This window comes from Gordonibacter sp. RACS_AR49, from assembly GCF_030418435.1.
GTDB lineage: Bacteria > Actinomycetota > Coriobacteriia > Coriobacteriales > Eggerthellaceae > Gordonibacter > Gordonibacter urolithinfaciens.
On the sequence record NZ_JAIUDM010000001.1, the window covers coordinates 1021334 to 1037878 of the forward strand.

At 61.9% G+C, this 16545-nt stretch carries 16 protein-coding genes; 15 read left to right on the top strand and 1 reads right to left on the bottom strand.

Annotated features, from left to right (window positions below):
• Positions 1–216: 216 nt before the first annotated feature.
• The 9 genes from LB310_RS04310 to LB310_RS04350 all read left to right on the top strand — a co-directional run bounded on the left by LB310_RS04310 (position 217) and on the right by LB310_RS04350 (position 8551).
• The gene (locus LB310_RS04310) at positions 217–426 is read left to right on the top strand and encodes a helix-turn-helix domain-containing protein (protein ID WP_301154603.1); all 210 of its coding nucleotides are present in this window, start codon (positions 217–219) and stop codon (positions 424–426) included.
• A 148-nt stretch (positions 427–574) separates the two neighbouring features.
• Positions 575–1213 (top strand): TetR/AcrR family transcriptional regulator, encoded by a 639-nt coding sequence (locus LB310_RS04315; protein WP_301154604.1) that lies wholly within the window; start codon positions 575–577, stop codon positions 1211–1213.
• 163 nt (positions 1214–1376) lie between these two features.
• Positions 1377–3080: an ABC transporter ATP-binding protein gene (locus LB310_RS04320; protein WP_301154605.1), complete on the top strand. Its 1704-nt coding sequence runs from the start codon at positions 1377–1379 to the stop codon at positions 3078–3080.
• Complete coding sequence (locus LB310_RS04325; RefSeq protein ID WP_301154606.1) at positions 3067–4827, top strand: ABC transporter ATP-binding protein; 1761 nt, start codon at positions 3067–3069, stop codon at positions 4825–4827. Before LB310_RS04320 ends, LB310_RS04325 begins: the two co-directional genes overlap by 14 nt.
• 24 nt (positions 4828–4851) lie before the next feature.
• Positions 4852–5433 carry an MptD family putative ECF transporter S component gene (locus LB310_RS04330; RefSeq protein ID WP_301154607.1) on the top strand — a complete coding sequence of 194 codons (582 nt, stop codon included), beginning with the start codon at positions 4852–4854 and terminating at the stop codon, positions 5431–5433.
• Complete coding sequence (locus LB310_RS04335) at positions 5433–6128, top strand: energy-coupling factor transporter transmembrane protein EcfT (protein ID WP_301154608.1); 696 nt, start codon at positions 5433–5435, stop codon at positions 6126–6128. The genes LB310_RS04330 and LB310_RS04335 overlap by 1 nt, the downstream gene beginning before the upstream one ends.
• Complete coding sequence (locus LB310_RS04340; protein WP_301154609.1) at positions 6119–7567, top strand: ABC transporter ATP-binding protein; 1449 nt, start codon at positions 6119–6121, stop codon at positions 7565–7567. The genes LB310_RS04335 and LB310_RS04340 overlap by 10 nt, the downstream gene beginning before the upstream one ends.
• Before the next feature lie 221 nt (positions 7568–7788).
• A complete protein-coding gene (locus LB310_RS04345; RefSeq protein ID WP_301154610.1) occupies positions 7789–8193 on the top strand; it encodes a metal-dependent transcriptional regulator in 405 nt (134 codons plus the stop codon).
• Positions 8177–8551 (top strand): dethiobiotin synthetase, encoded by a 375-nt coding sequence (locus LB310_RS04350; protein ID WP_301154611.1) that lies wholly within the window; start codon positions 8177–8179, stop codon positions 8549–8551. The genes LB310_RS04345 and LB310_RS04350 overlap by 17 nt, the downstream gene beginning before the upstream one ends.
• Positions 8552–8595: 44 nt before the next feature.
• Here the strand turns inward: LB310_RS04350 and LB310_RS04355 are convergent, their stop codons facing one another.
• Positions 8596–9651 carry an AraC family transcriptional regulator gene (locus tag LB310_RS04355; RefSeq protein ID WP_301154612.1) on the bottom strand — a complete coding sequence of 352 codons (1056 nt, stop codon included), beginning with the start codon at positions 9649–9651 and terminating at the stop codon, positions 8596–8598.
• Between the two features lie 104 nt (positions 9652–9755).
• On the opposite strand from LB310_RS04355, the gene LB310_RS04360 reads away from it, so the two are divergent.
• From LB310_RS04360 to LB310_RS04385, 6 genes are read left to right on the top strand one after another with little or no spacing between them, the layout of a single operon-like run.
• On the top strand, positions 9756–11534 hold the full coding sequence (locus LB310_RS04360; RefSeq protein ID WP_301154613.1) for an ABC transporter ATP-binding protein: 1779 nt from the start codon (positions 9756–9758) through the stop codon (positions 11532–11534).
• Between the two features lie 12 nt (positions 11535–11546).
• On the top strand, positions 11547–13256 hold the full coding sequence (locus LB310_RS04365) for an ABC transporter ATP-binding protein (RefSeq protein ID WP_301154614.1): 1710 nt from the start codon (positions 11547–11549) through the stop codon (positions 13254–13256).
• Positions 13257–13279: 23 nt separating this feature from the next.
• Positions 13280–13909, top strand: coding sequence for an MptD family putative ECF transporter S component (locus tag LB310_RS04370; RefSeq protein ID WP_301154615.1), 630 nt, complete (start codon positions 13280–13282; stop codon positions 13907–13909).
• A gap of 1 nt (position 13910) precedes the next feature.
• The gene (locus tag LB310_RS04375; protein WP_301154641.1) at positions 13911–14600 is read left to right on the top strand and encodes an energy-coupling factor transporter transmembrane component T; all 690 of its coding nucleotides are present in this window, start codon (positions 13911–13913) and stop codon (positions 14598–14600) included.
• Complete coding sequence (locus LB310_RS04380) at positions 14600–16108, top strand: ABC transporter ATP-binding protein (RefSeq protein WP_301154616.1); 1509 nt, start codon at positions 14600–14602, stop codon at positions 16106–16108. Before LB310_RS04375 ends, LB310_RS04380 begins: the two co-directional genes overlap by 1 nt.
• On the top strand, positions 16105–16533 hold the full coding sequence (locus LB310_RS04385; protein WP_301154617.1) for a metal-dependent transcriptional regulator: 429 nt from the start codon (positions 16105–16107) through the stop codon (positions 16531–16533). The genes LB310_RS04380 and LB310_RS04385 overlap by 4 nt, the downstream gene beginning before the upstream one ends.
• The last annotated feature ends 12 nt before the right edge of the window (positions 16534–16545 follow it).

Sequence of the window (16545 nt, forward strand, 5' to 3'; positions counted from 1 at the left end):
GGCCGAGCGTCCATTGACCCAGGCGAAACGTGCTGAACCCTGCGGCGCATGCAACCCGCGCGACGGGCGGTATGCGCCGCTTTCGCCCGCCTGAAAGGACTCGTGCGGACGACGATACGACACCGAGCGGCGGCGATGGCAACGAGCATCGCGCCATCGCCGCCAAGTTCCGCGACGCCGAGGTGTAGCGTCTGCCGCTCCGGAAGGAGCAGACGCATGGCAGTCGAATCGGCGGGATGCCCGTATGTCAAGGTTCCCGTGCCAATACAAGACACGTACTCGGTGGCGGAGATAGCGATACTCCTACGCGTGAGCAGTAACGCGGTCTACGAATGGAGCCTCCTCGAGGACGACCCCCTGCCGCTGAGGAGGATGATGGGCAGGAAGAGAGGGCGCTTCGCGTTCAGCGACGAGCTCCTCGAGTGAAGCAAGCGGCACGCGACACGATTGTAGCCAGGGCAAAACTCTCCAAGGCATTCCTTTTGTCGGCATAAGAGTTTGCAATAACTAACTTTGGTGGTAAAATCCCCAGAACGAAAGATATCTAAGTTACTTTTGAAGGGGGGTGGCCGTAGTGGGCAACGGAAACTACCAGGAGACGCACGAGCGCATCTTGGAGAGCGGCCTTGCGGCGTTTTTGGAAGAGGGATTCGAGAAGGCGAACCTGCGTAGGATCTGCAAGGCAGCCGGCGTGACCACCGGGGCGTTCTACAAGCACTTCAAGGACAAAGAGGCGCTCTTCTCGGAGCTGGTCGAGCCGCTGGCAAACATGATTCGCAAAGCTTACGCTCAGGGTGAGGAGCGAGGTTTCGCCGGGTACGACGAAAGAAAGCCCGTGACTCCGGAGCAGGTGCGCGCCGCGCTCGAGGCCAAAGCGGCGGGGACGCTCGCGACCACGGCGATGCTGTACTCCCATCGCGACATCTACGAGCTCCTTGTGTTCCGCTCCTACGGCACTCCTTACGAGCATTTCCTGGATTGGCTCGTCGACGAGGAGGACAGAACGACCCTTCGTGCTCTTGAGCTAATCCACGGCGCAGAGAAGGCTCGAGCTGTTATCTCGAAGGAATCTCTCCACATCGTCAATCACGCGTTCTACAGCGCTCTTTCTGAGAACATCATCCATGCGAAGAGCGTCGAGGAACTCAACGCGACAACCGAGGTTATTTCAACGTTCTTCAATGCAGGCTGGGAGAAATATCGCACGCTTTGACGGCTCTTTCTTTTTTTGCCGTCAAAGATAACTAAGTCATTATTAACCGAGACTATAACTTGAGGTGGTGCCCATGGCAGAGACAAGCGAGCAAGACCGGCAACGGGACGAAGCGGGGCGAGAGGCTATCAGGCGCCTGTCTGGTCCCGTCAAGGGACGTGTCATGCTGGCACAGGTGTTTACGGTACTCTCGGCGCTTTTGTCCTTTGCCCCGTATTTGGCTTTGGTATGGCTGGGAGACCTATTCCTAGTGGGAGAAGGCCCGCTCGCGCAGGCCGATGCGTCCAAGGTATACGAAATTGCCCTCCTTCTCGTTATGGCGTTCCTCTCGCAGCTATTCTTTCGCGCTCTCGCGCTTATTATTACGCATTTTGCCGACATGAAGCTGCGCTACGTCATCCGCAAGGGTATCGTTGAGCGGTTGAGCCACGCGCCTCTTGCTTGGTTTAGCGCTACGGAATCCGGTAAGGTCAGAAGCGCTGTGCAGGATGACACGAAGACGGTTCACACCGTTATCGCGCATGGGCCGGTCGATCGTCTCAACGGCGTTTTGCAGCCGATGGTCCTTCTGGCTTTCATGCTCTGGGTCAATTGGCGTCTGGCGTTGATCGGCGTTGCCACAATCCCCCTCTATTTCCTGCTGCAGGCGCTCTCCATGAAGGATATGGGCCCGAAAACCGCCGAGATGAACGGGCATCTTGCACAAGTGTCCTCGACGATGGTCGAGCTCGTGTCCGGCATCAAGGTGGTCAAAGCGTTCGGGAAAACAGGAGAGGCGCATCGTAATTACGCGGACGCCGCATCGGCATTCTCCCAGTCGTACTGGGACTGGTGCGCCCCGCTCATTGGGCTTTGCTCGATTGCCGGCGAGCTCATCTCCTCTCCCTTGCTTCTGCTGATCAACCTCTGCGGCGGCGCAATCGTCATGGGGGCGGGGCTGGCCAGCCTCCCCCAAGTTCTCGCGTGCTCGCTGATAGCCATCGTTTTGCCGACCGCCATCAGCGCTGTCGCCAACAGCACATGGTCGTACCAGATGGCCGGCGCCGCCGCCGTCAGGCTGTGCGAGATCCTGGACACGCCGTCGATTCCCGAGTCGGGAGCCCCAATGAAGCCCGACGGGGTCGTCGTTGAGGTGAACGACGTATCATACTCCTACGGCGATAACCAGGCCTTGCGCGGCGTCAGCCTTGTCCTTAATCCTGGTACCATGACGGCGCTCATCGGCCCGTCAGGCTCGGGAAAATCGACGCTCGCCACGCTCATCGCGCGCTTCGACGATCCGGAAAGCGGCTCCATCCGTCTCGGCGGCGTTGATTTGCGGGATATCTCCTCCCGTGACCTCTATAGCGCGGTTTCGTTCGTGCTCCAGGACCCCATGCTGATCAACGCCTCCATCGGGAGGAACATTTCTTTAGCGAAGCCGGAGGCTTCTCTGGAAGAGATTCGGGAGGCTGCCCGCACAGCGCAGATCGACGATTTCATCATGTCGTTGCCCAAGGGGTACGACAGCGTTTTAGGAACTGACTGCTCGCTTTCCGGCGGCGAGAGCCAGCGCGTGAGCATAGCGCGCGCCCTTTTGGCCGACACGCCGGTTCTCATCATGGATGAGGCCACCGCTTTTGCTGACCCGGATTCAGAGCTCGAAATCCAGAAAGCGCTAAGTGCCTTGGTCGAGGGCCGAACCGTTCTGGCTATCGCCCACCGGCTTAACGCCGTTCTAGGCGCCGATCAAATAGCCGTGTTGGAAGAAGGCAGGATCGTCGCCCTTGGAACGCATGCGGAGATTCAAGTCAACGAGCATTACCAGGCGCTTCTCAAGCAGGGAGGCCTCTGCGGCAGTGAAGAAGAGGGCGATGCAGATGAGTAATTCCAAACGCTTCTTACCGAGGCTTCGTCGTTATATGGACGAGAGCGATAGGCGCCAGCACCGTCTGGGAACTCTGCTCTACGCCCTTTCCGGCGTGATGTGCGGCATTGGTCTCGCCATCATGATGCCGGCGGCCATGGCTCTCCAGTCCGGCGGCCCCCAATGGGGTTTGACATTCTGGGGCTGGGCGGTCGCGCTTGCAGCGGTGACAGTCGTCGGCTCGACAGCCTCGTTCTTCGGCACCAAACTCAGCTATGCGGCAGGGCTGGGCTTCATGCGCAATATGCAGGTGGTCATCGGGAACAAAGTGTCGCGTTTGCCGCTCGGCTGGTTCAAGGCGGATAGCGCCGGAAGGCTTTCGCGCGTGGTCACACAGGAAATGATCTCGACCGGACAGGCCGCCGCGCTTTATGTCGGTCAACTTATCAAAAACGCTGCCGCCGCAGTCGTGTTCTGCGCTGCCGTGTGGCTTTGGAGCTGGCAAATTGGAATCATGCTGACACTTTCCATCCCGATCCTTTTCCTTCTTCTGCGTGTTTCGCAGGCATGCGTCGGAAAAGGAAACGGGCTGGAGGATTCCGCCGAGCGAGATATCGCCGCGAGGATAGTCGAGTTCGCACGATGCCAAGGATCGCTGCGCGCCTGCCGTGCGGGCGCCGACTATGCGGAGCTTGAGGGCAGTTTCGCAGAAGGTGGAAGGCGGTCGGTCCGCGGCCTGTGGTGGAGCGCTCTCGGCGAAATCCTTTCCGGAGCGAGCGTGCAGGCGCTCGTTGTGAGCATGATTATCGCGGTGAGCTGCTTGGGTGCAAGCGGAAGCATCGGAGCACTTGAGACGGTGGTCATGATCGGCGTCGCATTAAGGTTCACCACCCTCCTCAACGAGGTCGCCTCAGCCCTATTCGGGATGGAGGACCGTCGGGCAATGCTCGACGGCATGGACGAGGTGGTCGAAGCAGCCGAGTTGCCGGTTGTGGGCGAGTCGAGGGCTTGTCCGATCGACGCAAGCGTCCGAATGGGAGGGGTTCGCTTCTCTTACATGAAGGAAAAGCCGATCCTTCGTGGAGTCGATCTCGACGTTCCGGAAGGCAGTATGGTCGCCATCGTGGGCCCATCTGGCTGCGGCAAGACGACCTTGCTCAAGCTGATCGCGCGTTTTTACGACGTCGACGACGGAGCGGTCAGGATCGGCGGTGTAGACGTCCGCGATATGACGACAAAGGATCTTTTCGCTCGGGTGTCTTTCGTTTTCCAGGACGTCTATCTCTTTAACGACACGCTGCGAAACAACGTGCTTATGGCGAACCCGGATGCTTCGGAGGAGCAGCTTCGCGCGGTCGCCGACCTTGCCGGGATGACGGAGGTCGTCGAGCGCCTTTCCGAGGGCTGGGAGACGCTGTGCGGCGAAGGAGGTCGCTCGCTTTCCGGCGGCGAGCGGCAGCGCGTTTCCATCGCTCGAGCGCTTCTCAAACAGGCTCCCATCGTGCTTCTGGACGAGGCGACGTCGGCTCTCGATGCGGAAAACGAGAAGAACGTCGTTCGTTCAATAGAGACGCTCAAACGGCGCTCCACGCTCATCGTGGTCGCGCACAAGCTCGAAACCGTGCGCATGGCGGACAAGATCGTGGTCATGGACCGCTCGGGCAAGGTTGCGGAGATGGGAACGCACGACGAGCTGATCGCCCTCGAAGGAAAATACAAAGACTTCTGGGACAAGCGCAACGCGAGCTCCCAGTGGCAATTGGCATAGCAAACCGAGCAAAAGGAGGATCACATGAAACTGAAGGACATCGCGACAATAGCGGTACTGGGGGTAATCGGATTCGCCCTCGGGATGGGCGTCGGCATGATAACCGGCATGTTCGGCGCGCTTTCCATGTACGTCTCGGCGGGATTCGCGGCCTTCTTCGTCGGTCCCGTTTACATCATCATGGCACGCAAGGTGCAAAAAAGAGGGACGGCTTTCTGCTTCTGGTTGATCTACGGCGTGCTCTACGCGATCATGGGCTTTGCCGTCGCGACGCCCTTGTGCCTGATCGCGGGCATCGTCGCAGAGATCATCGTCGGCGACTACGGAAACAAGAAGAGGGTGTGGCTGTCGTTTTCGGCATCGATGTTCATCTATTCGATGCACATGATAGTGTTCGTGCTCGTTCTGGGATCCGATGGGCTGGCGACTTTCGTCGAGAGCATCTCGCTTGAACAGGCGCAGCAGATGGTGGCGATGTATACGGTCGACATGATGGTTATCTGCGTGCTGATTAACATTGTGACCGAGCTTCTGGCCGGGCGTTTCGGAATGTTCATTAACGACAAGTTCTTCGAAAAGGGCGCAAAGGAAAGCAGGCTGGGTTGATGGGGCAAACGGATCTGCTCGACGGCGGGCGCGAGGGGCATCTGCACCCACTGACGCTCTTCGCGCTGACGCTTCTGGCGCTCATCCAAGCGTTTCTCGCCAATCAGCTGGTATATGTCCTCGTGCTGGTGCTGTCGTTTCTCGTCCTTTTGGACGTCTCGCCGGCATCCTTCTTGAGGCAGCTTGTGCTCTTTGCGGTAGCGTGCGGGGTCGTGCAGCTGATCCTGCATGTCGACATCGGCTATGTCACGAGCATCTTCCTGGGCGTGGCGGTTTTGGTGGTGAGGGTCTTCCCCGTCGTCAACGTCGGTTGCGCCCTCATGATGACAAGCTCCTCGAAGCTTCTGGCGAGCATGCGCAATCTGCACGTTCCGAACAGAGCCGCAGTCGGCGCAGTCATAGGGTTGCGCTTCCTCGATGAGATGGGCGGCCGCGTGAAGGAGATAAAGCGCGGGATGCGGGTTCGCGGGCTGCGCCCGAGCCCGCTTCGTCCTGTGCGCGCCTTCGAGCTCTACTTCGTGCCCCTGGTGTACAAGTGCCTGCACGTGAGCGAGACGCTCGTCTCCTCCGTGGTTTCGAAAGGAATCGAAGCGGATTGTGAAAAGACGAGCTACCGAAGTCTCTCCTTCGGTCTGCTTGACGGGGCCGCCTTGGGCGCCGGAGTCGTTCTTTTGGGGGTCGCGGTATGGATGTGATTGACGTCGACATTCGGTTTTTCTCGTACAAGGGAGAAGATTTTGCGGCATTGAAGAACGTGCGGTTTTCGGTGGAGCGCGGCGAGCTCGTCGTGCTCACTGGCAACTCCGGGTGCGGGAAGACCACTCTCATGCGCGCCATGAACGGCTTGATTCCTGATCAGTACGAAGGCGAGCTCGATGGGAGAATCGAGCTTCTCGGGAAAAGCCTGGGAGAGTTTTCCTCCGGCGAGCTTGCCCGTGCGATCGGCAACGTGTTCCAGAACCCGACCGACCAGTTCTTCACCCGCAAGGCGGCCGACGAGGTGGCCCTCGTCGGCGAGAATCTGGGCATGCCTCGCGAGGAGCTGGTCGAAAGGGCCGAGTCGGCTTTCGAGAGCATGAAAATCGCGCATCTGGCGGGCAAGGACCTCGTAGGCCTCTCGGGAGGAGAGAAGCAGCGCGTCGCCATAGCCTCGACGCTCGTCTACGACACCCAGGTGATTTTCTTCGACGAGCCGTCCGCCAGCCTCGACCACGGAGGGATAGAGGACTTTCGCCGAATCCTCGCCGATTTGAAGGCCCTCGGCAAGACCGTCGTCATCGCCGAGCACAGGCTTTACTTTCTGGCGGATCTCTACGACAGGCTCTACGTCATGGCGGGCGGCCAAATCATCGATTCGTTCGCAGCGGGTCGGCTTCGTGCCGAGGATTGCGCGCGCTATGGGCTTCGTGCACTTGATTTGCGCGGCTTGAATCCGGAAAACCACCGTCAGCTCGGGGCAGAGGCTGCCTCAATGAAGGGCGTTTCGGTCTCTGCAGGCGGGCGAGCCCTGATTGGGCCCTTGACGCTCTCTTTGCGAGAAGGCGAGGTTATGGGCGTCCTTGGGGCGAACGGAGTCGGAAAGAGCACGCTCGCCCGAGCGATGTGCGGCCTTGCCGGCGGGCGGCAAGCCTTCTCGTGGGGGGTTGGACCGCGGCAGAGGCTTCGCTGTTCGTACTACATGATGCAAGACGTCGATTACCAGCTGTTTTTCGATACGGTGGAAAACGAGATCCTGACCGACTGGAAAGACATTGATAACGACCGCCTTGACGAGGCAGCGCGCATCGTCAAGGCCATCGGCCTATGGGACAAAAGGACCGAGCATCCGCAGAGTCTATCGGGGGGCCAGAAGCAGCGTTTGGCGCTGGCTTGCGCCTTTCTAAGCAACAAGAAGATTGTCGTTCTGGATGAGCCGACATCGGGCCTCGACTTCATGCACATGGCAAGGATTGCCGAACTCATCGAGGAGCTTGCCAAAGGCCGTCCCGTGGCTGTCATCACCCATGACCTTGAGTTTTTGTTCAAGGTCTGCACTTCGGCTCTGATGGTGGGGCGGAGCGGCTGCGAAAAGGTCGATCTGCGAGCGCACGGGTCCAGCGAAAGCGTCCTTAGGTTTATGGAGCACGTTCGCTAGTTGCTTTCACTTAACGCAGTGGGAGTCGACTCCATGGCTCTTTCCGAATGGCAGAAGGGGCGTGCCACATGGAGCAGACCCAGGTTTTTTCTTCGATAAGGGGACAACATCGCTAATCGGTCGATCTCGTCATCTTTGCCGATGCAAAGTCGGCTCATGTGGCAGATTGCCCGCGATGCCATGTCGCCTGCAGGGACTTGGCGAACGAGAGGATGATTGGAATGAGGGATGACGCCGACGCAGGCTGCGGCCCACGGAATGGGGTGCTAACTGAGTCCTCCGAGGACTACCTCGAGGCCATCCTCGTGATCCGCCGCCTGCGCGGGTCGTGCCGCAACGTGGACATCGCCGAGCGGCTGGGCGTCTCGAAGGCGAGCGTGACCAAGGCGCTCGGCAACCTGACGCGCAGGGGCCTCGCCGAGGTGGTCGGCCGCGACGTGCGGCTGACCGAGGAGGGCGGGCGCCTCGCCGAGGCCACCCTCGCCAAGCACCGCTTCTTCGAGCGGCTGCTCGCCGAGTCCGGCGTGGACGCGAAGACCGCCTCGGCCGAGGCCTGCCGCATGGAGCACTGCCTGTCCGAGGGGTCGTTCAGGAAGCTCGCCGACCGCCTTGGCCGCGGGCGGTGAGGCCTCCCCGGCGCCCTTCGCCCTCCTCGACCGGGCCCACGTCGAGCGCCTGGGGGTGTCCAAGGCCGAGTTCTGCCGGCGCACGCTGCTCTCGGAGAAGACCTACGAGCGCATCAGGTACGGCAGGATCGCCGACCGCCCCAGGCCCGAGACGGTCATGCAGGTGTGCGTCGGGCTGGGGCTGCCCCTGCCCGACGCCGAGGGGCTGTTCAACGCCGTGGGCTACCACCTCGGCGGGTGCGCCCTCCACGAGGCCTACCGCGCGCTGCTCGCGCAGGGCGGCCTCACCGTCTACGGGTGCGACGCCGCCCTGCGCTCCCTCGGGCTGCCGCCCCTGGCGAGGTGGGCCGAGGGGTGAGGGCCCTGCCATCCCGATGATCGTCCAAACGAATCGAAGAGAAGCTATGCTGAGAATCTTGCGTTTATCAATCCCGCTTGCGCACCTGAAGACGGCAACATGGCGCCCTCTGCCAGCAATCGTGAGGGGCTGCTTCCTCGGATTTCGCCGTTAGACGAATGCCTGTACCTCAAAGGAGTCATTCCATATGTTCGCTTGAAAGCCTCGCTGAACTTTCCCGCGTTGGCGAATCCCACGGAGTGTGCAATCGTGGCAACCGAGTCGTCTCCCGTCTCGAGCAAGAGGGCAGCCGTCCGCATTCTCTTCTTATGGAGGTATTCCGATATGGGAGCTCCGTAAACCCCCTTGAAGCATGTTTTCAACGCGGTCGGCTTGACCCCGAGCTCAGCGGCAATGGATTCGATGCTCTTCCTTTTGGACAGATCTCCCGCAAGAATGCGCTCCGCCTCCTTCGCCAAATCGACTTGGCGTTTCGTGAGGATGGTCGAATCGGACTCCCTTGCTGGCGCTCCGTCTTCCGCAAGCTTCAGCAGAAGCTGTGCGATGCCTATGCGGGCAGAGGCGTCTTCCGCGAATCGGCGGGGCTCGAATATGGTTAAAAATGCTCGTTCCGTCGCGTCGTCGCTCCTTTTCGTCCAGCTTCGCATTTCTGGCGTGCTCAGCCGTGCGACGACGGCGGCGAGATCGATCCCCGCCTCCACGAAGAGACGAGGAGGCGTGTTGAGACACGATGGATGGATGAAGATCTCGACCCCTTGGTAGAACCCGCAGGGGAATGAGAATTCCGATGCCGTCGATGTCTCAACGGAGAGCTCGCCTGGCCCCAGATAGAAGCTCCTGCCGTCGTTCATGGAGACCTCTAATCGGCCTGCGATGCAGTAGTTGAGCTTCACGCCCTCGCCGATGCCTTTGGTCGACATCTCGAACCCGGATGACTTCATGCGGTGTTTCGTCACCAGGATCCCCTCGATCGATTCCATCATTTCCGTGAATCCGCCCTCGGGATACGAAATCATCGCCCTTTCCCCTTCGAACACCACCTCGAAGGGGAGCGAAGGTGTGCGTTCCAGGGTCTGCTCTATATGGTCAAGTATGCGCAAGACTGCTCCAAGCGTCCGAAATGCTCGTTTCGTCGCACAGTATACCGCAAACAGTTAGCCAAGGTTTACCTTTATGCCGACGTTGCGTTAAGGAGGTCGGCCTTATGGCTCGCAAAGAGAAGAAAGGTTTGGGCGGGGTTCTGTCCCGCTCGGGGGTCCCGCTTTCCGGCGTGGCGCCCGGCGTTGCGCTCGCGGTGCTGGCGGCATTGCTGGAAACCGTCCCCGTTTTTGCGGTGTTCTTCGCGCTCTCGGCGTTCGCGGGCTTGCCGTTGCCAGCATGGTTCCCGGCATCTGCATCGACGCTTGCCGTCTGCGCGGCCGCCGCCGCAGTCGGCGTGGCGGGAAGCCTCCTTCTGTCCTTCGCCTCGTCGATGCTGTGCCACAAGTTCGCGTTTCGCGCGATCTGTGTCGTTCGCATCGGCCTCGTCGAGCATATCAAGCGCCTGCCGATCTCGTACTTCAAGAAGAACGCGTCGGGCAAGCTCGTGCAGGTCGTCCAGACCGACGTGGACCAGCTGGAGGGCTTCATCGCCCACCAGCTCCCGGATTTCGTGAGCACGGTGGCGCTGCTCGCCCTTCTCGTCGCCAGCATGGTGTCCTTCGACGCCCTGCTCGCCCTCGCCGCCGTGGCGGTGTTGGCGGTGGGGTTCTTGGGGCAGTTCGTGCCCATGGTCAAACTGCTGAAATCAGGCGCCATGAAGGAGAATTTCGACGCCCTTGAGCGCATCAGCTCCGCGGCGACGGAGTACGTCCACGGAATGCCCTCGATCAAGATGTTCGGCCAGACGCCCAAATCCTTCGCCGGCTTCCAGGACGACATCGAGGCGTACCGGGACTTCACCTCGGGCATGAGCCGCCAGGTGGGGGTCGGCGTGACGTTCTTCCGGTCGGTCGTCATCTCGGTGGCGACGTTTCTGGCGCCTCTCGTCGTGGCGATTTTCTCCGCCGATCCGGCGAGTCCCGATCTGGCTGCAACGGCGCTTTTCTTCCTGGTGTTCGCCCCGGCGGCCGCGATGCCCGTTTGCAAGCTGCGCTCGTTCTCCGAAGGCATGAACCTGCTCTCGGAGTCGGTCGGCCGCATCGCTGCGGTGCTCGAAGAGGAGCCGCATCGGACGGCGGGCGGCCGCGAGCCGCAAGGGTTCAGCGTCGAGTTCGACCACGCTTCCTTCGCTTACGGCGACGCCCCCGTCCTCTCGGACGTGAGCTTCACGGCGCGCGAAGGGGAGCTCACCGCGGTCGTGGGGCCTTCGGGATCCGGAAAGTCGACCGCGGCGCAGCTCGTGTGCGGGTTCTGGAGTCCGACGGAAGGGCGGGTTCGCATCGGAGGGGAAAGCGTCGCCTCGTTTTCCGAGGGCGAGCTGTCCAACCTCGTCTCCTTCGTGTTCCAGGAAAGCCACGTGTTCTCCATGAGCGTAGCGGACAACATTCGGCTCGCCCGTTCCGAAGCGAGCGACGAAGAGGTGGCGCAAGCCGCCCGCGCCGCGCGTTGCACGAGCTTCATCGAGGCTTTGCCGGACGGCATGGACACGGTGATCGGCGATGGTGGCGTCGGGCTTTCCGGCGGCGAGCGGCAGCGCATCGCGATAGCGCGTGCGTTCCTGAAAAACGCGCCCGTCCTGGTTCTCGACGAGCCCACGTCGGCGATGGATGCCGACACCGAGCGCGAGGTGCAGATGGCGCTTGCGAGCCTGGCCGAAGGGCGCACGGTGATCATGGTCGCGCACCGGCTTTCCACCGTCGTCAGAGCGGGCAACATCATCGTCCTAGACGGCGGCGAGGTGGTCCAGCAGGGCACGCACGAAGAGCTCCTGTCCGAGGACGGAATGTACCGGCGCCTGTGGGAGGCGTCCGTCGAATCGGCGTCGTGGGACGCCGGGAGGTGATGGGAAATGGGCATGATCGACAGCATTTCGTGCGGCCAGGCGCGCAGGCTCGCGAAGCCGATAGTCCTGACCACTGCAGCAAACATCGTCGAGCTGGCGCCGTTCGCGTTTCTGACCCTCGTCGTCGCCCAGATCGTGTCGGGCGCTGCGGACATCGCGGCGATGTGGGCGGCGTGCGCGGCGATGGGGGTACTCCTCGTCGCCACCTTCGTCGTGGAGCACTTCGCGATCAACGCCAGCTTCTCCGATGGCTACAAGGTTTCCGCGGAAAGCAGGACGCGGCTTGCCGAGCATATACGCAAGCTTCCGCTGGGGGTTCTCGACGAAGGAGGGCAGGCGCGCCTGACCAACACCCTCATGAGCGACATCGCCGTCACCGAGCGCGGGATGACGCACGTGCTTCCCCAGGTGGCAAGCGGAATCGCCATCATCTTCATCGCCTGCGTGGTGCTCGCTTGCGTCGATTGGCGCCTCGCCGCCGCCTCGCTGCTCGGCCTGCCGCTCTCCATTGTCATTCTGGCGGCAGGGCGCAACCTTCGCGAACGCAGGGACGAGCGGCTTTCGGCGGCTCGCGTGGAGGTGGCGTCGAGCTTGCAGGACTTCTTCTACGGCATAGAGCCCGTGAAGGCGTCGGGCGAAGCCGAACCCGTCATGAACCGCGTGCGCTCCGCATGCGAGGCCTACCGCGATGCCTGCATCGACCAGGAGCGCGTGACCGGGGCGCTGAACCATCTATCCGGCATCGCGCTCAAAGCGGGGCTTCCGGCCACGCTCGCCGTTGCGGCCGCCCTTGTGGGAACCGGGATCGACCCGCTGGTGCTCGTCTTGTTCCTCATGGTGGGAACGCGCATGTACGATCCTCTGTCCGCCGCGATCATGAACTGGGCGGAGCTCGAGACGTCCGCCCGCGCAGGTCGGCGCGTTCTCGAGATTTTGGAGCAAAAACCGCTTCCCGGAAACGGGGGCATTGAGGGCGCAGAGCTTTCGATGGAAGGTGCCGGCTTTACGTACCCGGGATCCGACTCGGCGGCGCTCGAAGGCGTGAGCGTTCTTGCCCGCACCGGCTCGCGAATCGCCGTTGTGGGGCCGTCGGGCTCGGGCAAGTCCACTTTGCTCAAATTGGCGGCGCGCTTCTACGACCCGGCGAGCGGGGCGGTGAAGCTCGGCGGGGCCGACATCTCCCATGCCTCGCCCGAGTCGTACTACGAGAACGTGTCGATGGTGTTCCAGGACGTCTACCTGTTCAAGGACACCGTGGAGAACAACATCCGCTACGGGCGCGAGGACGCCACCCACGAGGAGGTTGTCGCGGCGGCCAAGGCGGCGCGCTGCCATGGGTTCATCGAGGCTCTGCCGCAGGGATACCAGACGCCTGTCGGCGAACGCGGGTCGACCCTTTCCGGCGGCGAGCGCCAGCGCATCGCGATAGCGCGGGCGATCCTGAAGGGCGCGCCCGTGGTGCTTTTGGACGAGGCGACGAGCGCGCTCGACCCCATCAACGAGCGCGAGGTGCAAAAGGCGCTGGGCGCCCTGTTGCAGGGCAGGACCGTCGTCATGGTGGCCCACAGCCTTCGCAGCGTTCGCGGCGCCGACGAGATCGCCGTGCTCGAACGGGGGCGCATCGCCGAACGGGGAACGCACGATCTCCTCATGGAAGAGGGAGGGCTCTACGCGAGCCTCTACCGCCTCCAAGAGGACTCCGAAAACTGGAAGATCGTCTAGCGCGCAAGAGAAAGGAATGTCCAATGGAAAAGAACGGCACCCAGGTTCGCGACACGAGAGGCGCGAAAGGAAGACGGAGCGCGTCGAAATCCCGACGGCTCGTGTCCGCGGGAGTGTGGATAGCGCTCTATTTCGTCATCTTCGTCATCTTCGGTTCGATCTGCATGCCCATACCGCCCCTCTACCTCGTGATGCCGGCGCTCATTGCCTTTGTCGCCGCGCCTGTGTTCAGCATGCTTGTGGCAAAGGCGCCCGTCCACGGTCCGGTTTTCATCGCCGCCGTCCTGCCGTGCGCGTTTCTCATGCTTCAGGGGAACATCTGGGTGGTGGGCCTCACCGGGGTCTTGGCGGGGGTCCTCGCCGAGGTGTGCCTGGGAATCGGGAAGTTCGAAAACAGGAAGTGGAATCTGGCGGCATACGTGCTGTTCACCCAGAACCTGTTCGGAGGATTCCTGCCCATCTGGATCATGCGGGACCTGTATTTCGAGAAGACGGCGGCGATGGGGGCGGAGTTCTGCAACGCTTTGGCGGCCCTGACGCCCACGTGGGTGCTCTTCGCGCAGGTCGCCCTCGTCGCCGTCTGCGCGGTTGCGGGATTCTTCGCCAGTCGCGCCCTGTTCAAGAAGCATTTCGAGAAAGCCGGCGTTGTTTAAGATGCGCGGTTTCCCGGCACCCCTTGTAAAAATAGACCCCCGGGCGAAAGCGGTGGCTCTCATCGCGATGAACGCGGTGCTGTTCCTGTCCACGTCGCTTGCGGTCGAGGTGTACCTCATGGGCTTCGCAATCACGCTTTCCGTGTTGTGCGGCCGCATTGTATCAGCTGCGCGCTTTGCAGCGGCCTTCGCCATCCTCGTGGCTGTTGAGCTTGCCGTGGTGCCAGTTCTTGGAGGGTTTCTCGGCGGGCTCGTCATGTTCGTGGCGGTCCTCGTCCGCAAGATTCTCCCCGTCCTCTCCGTGGGGCTTCTCATCATCACGACCACCGAGGTGAGCGAGTTTCTCGCAGTTGCCGCGAAGCTCCGGGTTCCCAGGGCCGTGACCGTGCCCCTCTCGGTCGCCTTCCGCTACTTCCCCACGTTGAGGCAAGAGTGCTCGGATGTACGGGACGCTATGAGGATGAGGGGGATCAACCTGTCGTTCGAGCACGTCGTCGTGCCCGTCATGATGTCCGCCGTCAACGTGAGCGACGAGCTGTCCGCCGCTGCCCTGTGCCGCGGCATCAACCGCCCCGGGAAGCACACATGCCTTCGTGACGCCAGGATGTCGTTCGTCGATTGGGCCGTCGTGGTCATCGCCTTGTTGTCGGTTGCGGTCATATGCGCGCTCAAGCTCCAGGGGGTTTTGTGATGATCGAGTTCAGCCATGCGACGTTTGCCTACGAAGGTTCCAGCACCCCGGCCTTGAGGGATTTCTCGCTTTGCGTTGGCGCCGGGGAGTGCGTGGTGCTTTGCGGGAAGAGCGGGTGCGGGAAGTCGACCGCCTTGCGCCTCGTCAACGGAATGATCCCGAATTTCTACGACGGCTCTCTCTCCGGATCCGTCTCGGTAGCCGGGAGAGACCCCTTTGAATGCGAGATATGGGAGCTGGCGGGCATCGTCGGGACCGTGTTCCAGAATCCCCGCACGCAGTTCTACGCCACCGACACGACGTCCGAGGTGTCTTTCGGCTGCGAGAACATGAGGCTTGTACGAGAAGAAATCGCCCGGCGGGTGGACGAGGCGTTCGCTCAGACGGGGATCGCGGAACTCAAAGGCCGCAGCATATTCGAGCTGTCCGGAGGAGAGAAGCAGGCGGTCGCGTTCGCCAGCGTCTCCGCGATGTCTCCGAGCGTGTACGTCCTCGATGAGCCCTCTTCCAACCTCGACCTGAGGGCGATAGACGCCTTGGGAACGATTATCGCGAGTCTGAAGCGCCGCGGCGCGACCATCCTCGTCGCCGAGCACCGGCTCGGATACCTCGACGGCGTGGCGGACAGGGCGGTTCTCATCGAGGACGGGAGGCTCGTCTGCGAGATGTCGCTGGAGGACGTCAGGCGCATGAGCCGCGAGGACCGGGCGAGGACCGGCCTGCGCCCTCTGCGCAGCGAGCTTTCTCACGACCTTGAGAGCCGGGCAATGCTGCCAGGAAAAAGCACCGACCGCATAGTCTGCGACGATGTGGGCTTTTCCTATCGGAAGGGCGCCGGCCTCGCTCTCGGCATCGACCGCATGGATGTGAGGATGGGGAGCGTGACCGCCGTCCTGGGAAGGAACGGCGCGGGCAAATCGACGTTCTCTCGATGCCTTGCCGGACTCGTCAAGCCAAACAGGGGGAAGCTCCTCGGCCGTTCCGGTCCGCTCTCGGAGCGGGAGCGCCTCGCTATGAGCTATGTCGTGATGCAGGACGTGAACCACCAGCTTTTCTGCCCGTCCGTGCGCGAAGAGGTTCTGCTCTCCGCCGGCAAGGGTGCCATATCCGGTCTCGAAGAAGTCTTCGGACACCTCGATCTCGAGGGTTTGGAAGAGAGGCACCCCATGTCGCTCTCGGGAGGGCAGAAGCAGAGGGTGGCCATAGCCTCCGCGCTTGCCAGCAGCAAGAAAGTCCTCATCTTCGATGAGCCGACGAGCGGCTTGGACTACAGCCACATGCTCGAGGCAGCCCGTCTGTTCCAGGCTATTGCCGAAGACGGGATGGCGGTGCTGGTGGTGACGCACGACATGGATCTTGTGGCGGAGTGCTGCGATTTCGCGGTCGTGCTGGAAAGGGGGGCTGTTCTACGAGAAGGCCCGGTCGATGCGAGTTTTTTGGTTTGGGCCATTCAGTACCTGCGTCGTGACACCTCGAACGGAAATGAGCGGGAAGGAGCGACCGCATGAGTGGAAGCGAGTCGCAAGAGGACTACCTCGAGGCAATCCTGCGTATCCGTTCCGAGCGCGGGTCGTGCCGCAACGCCGACATCGCCGAGCGGCTGGGCGTCTCGAAGGCGAGCGTCACCAAGGCGCTGTCGAGCCTGTCCGCGGCGGGGTTCGCCGAGGTGGTCGGCCGCGATGTGCGCCCGACTCCGGAGGGCGGGCGGGTCGCGGGCTCGATCCTCGAGCGTCACAGGTTCTTCGAAAGCATGCTCTTGGAGGCCGGCGTGGGCGCCAAGATCGCCTCGGAGGAAGCCTGCCGCATGGAACACTGCCTTTCCGAGGACTCGTTCAAGAAGCTCTCCGCGAGCCTCGGGGATCGAGGTCCGAAAGAAGGTTCGAGCGCGGACTGGCGCGGCTCGGTCCCGGATCGCCCGCGGCCCGAGACGTGATGCAGACTGTAC

What these genes read in the sequence shown, in the direction of transcription:
- LB310_RS04310 (WP_301154603.1), top strand. Translation starts at nt 217, where the DNA reads ATGGCAGTCGAATCGGCGGGATGCCCGTATGTCAAGGTTCCCGTGCCA.
- LB310_RS04320 (WP_301154605.1), top strand. Translation starts at nt 1,377, where the DNA reads ATGCTGGCACAGGTGTTTACGGTACTCTCGGCGCTTTTGTCCTTTGCC.
- LB310_RS04325 (WP_301154606.1), top strand. Translation starts at nt 3,067, where the DNA reads ATGCAGATGAGTAATTCCAAACGCTTCTTACCGAGGCTTCGTCGTTAT.
- LB310_RS04330 (WP_301154607.1), top strand. Translation starts at nt 4,852, where the DNA reads ATGAAACTGAAGGACATCGCGACAATAGCGGTACTGGGGGTAATCGGA.
- LB310_RS04335 (WP_301154608.1), top strand. Translation starts at nt 5,433, where the DNA reads ATGGGGCAAACGGATCTGCTCGACGGCGGGCGCGAGGGGCATCTGCAC.
- LB310_RS04340 (WP_301154609.1), top strand. Translation starts at nt 6,119, where the DNA reads ATGGATGTGATTGACGTCGACATTCGGTTTTTCTCGTACAAGGGAGAA.
- LB310_RS04345 (WP_301154610.1), top strand. Translation starts at nt 7,789, where the DNA reads ATGAGGGATGACGCCGACGCAGGCTGCGGCCCACGGAATGGGGTGCTA.
- LB310_RS04360 (WP_301154613.1), top strand. Translation starts at nt 9,756, where the DNA reads ATGGCTCGCAAAGAGAAGAAAGGTTTGGGCGGGGTTCTGTCCCGCTCG.
- LB310_RS04365 (WP_301154614.1), top strand. Translation starts at nt 11,547, where the DNA reads ATGATCGACAGCATTTCGTGCGGCCAGGCGCGCAGGCTCGCGAAGCCG.
- LB310_RS04370 (WP_301154615.1), top strand. Translation starts at nt 13,280, where the DNA reads ATGGAAAAGAACGGCACCCAGGTTCGCGACACGAGAGGCGCGAAAGGA.
- LB310_RS04375 (WP_301154641.1), top strand. Translation starts at nt 13,911, where the DNA reads ATGCGCGGTTTCCCGGCACCCCTTGTAAAAATAGACCCCCGGGCGAAA.
- LB310_RS04380 (WP_301154616.1), top strand. Translation starts at nt 14,600, where the DNA reads ATGATCGAGTTCAGCCATGCGACGTTTGCCTACGAAGGTTCCAGCACC.
- LB310_RS04385 (WP_301154617.1), top strand. Translation starts at nt 16,105, where the DNA reads ATGAGTGGAAGCGAGTCGCAAGAGGACTACCTCGAGGCAATCCTGCGT.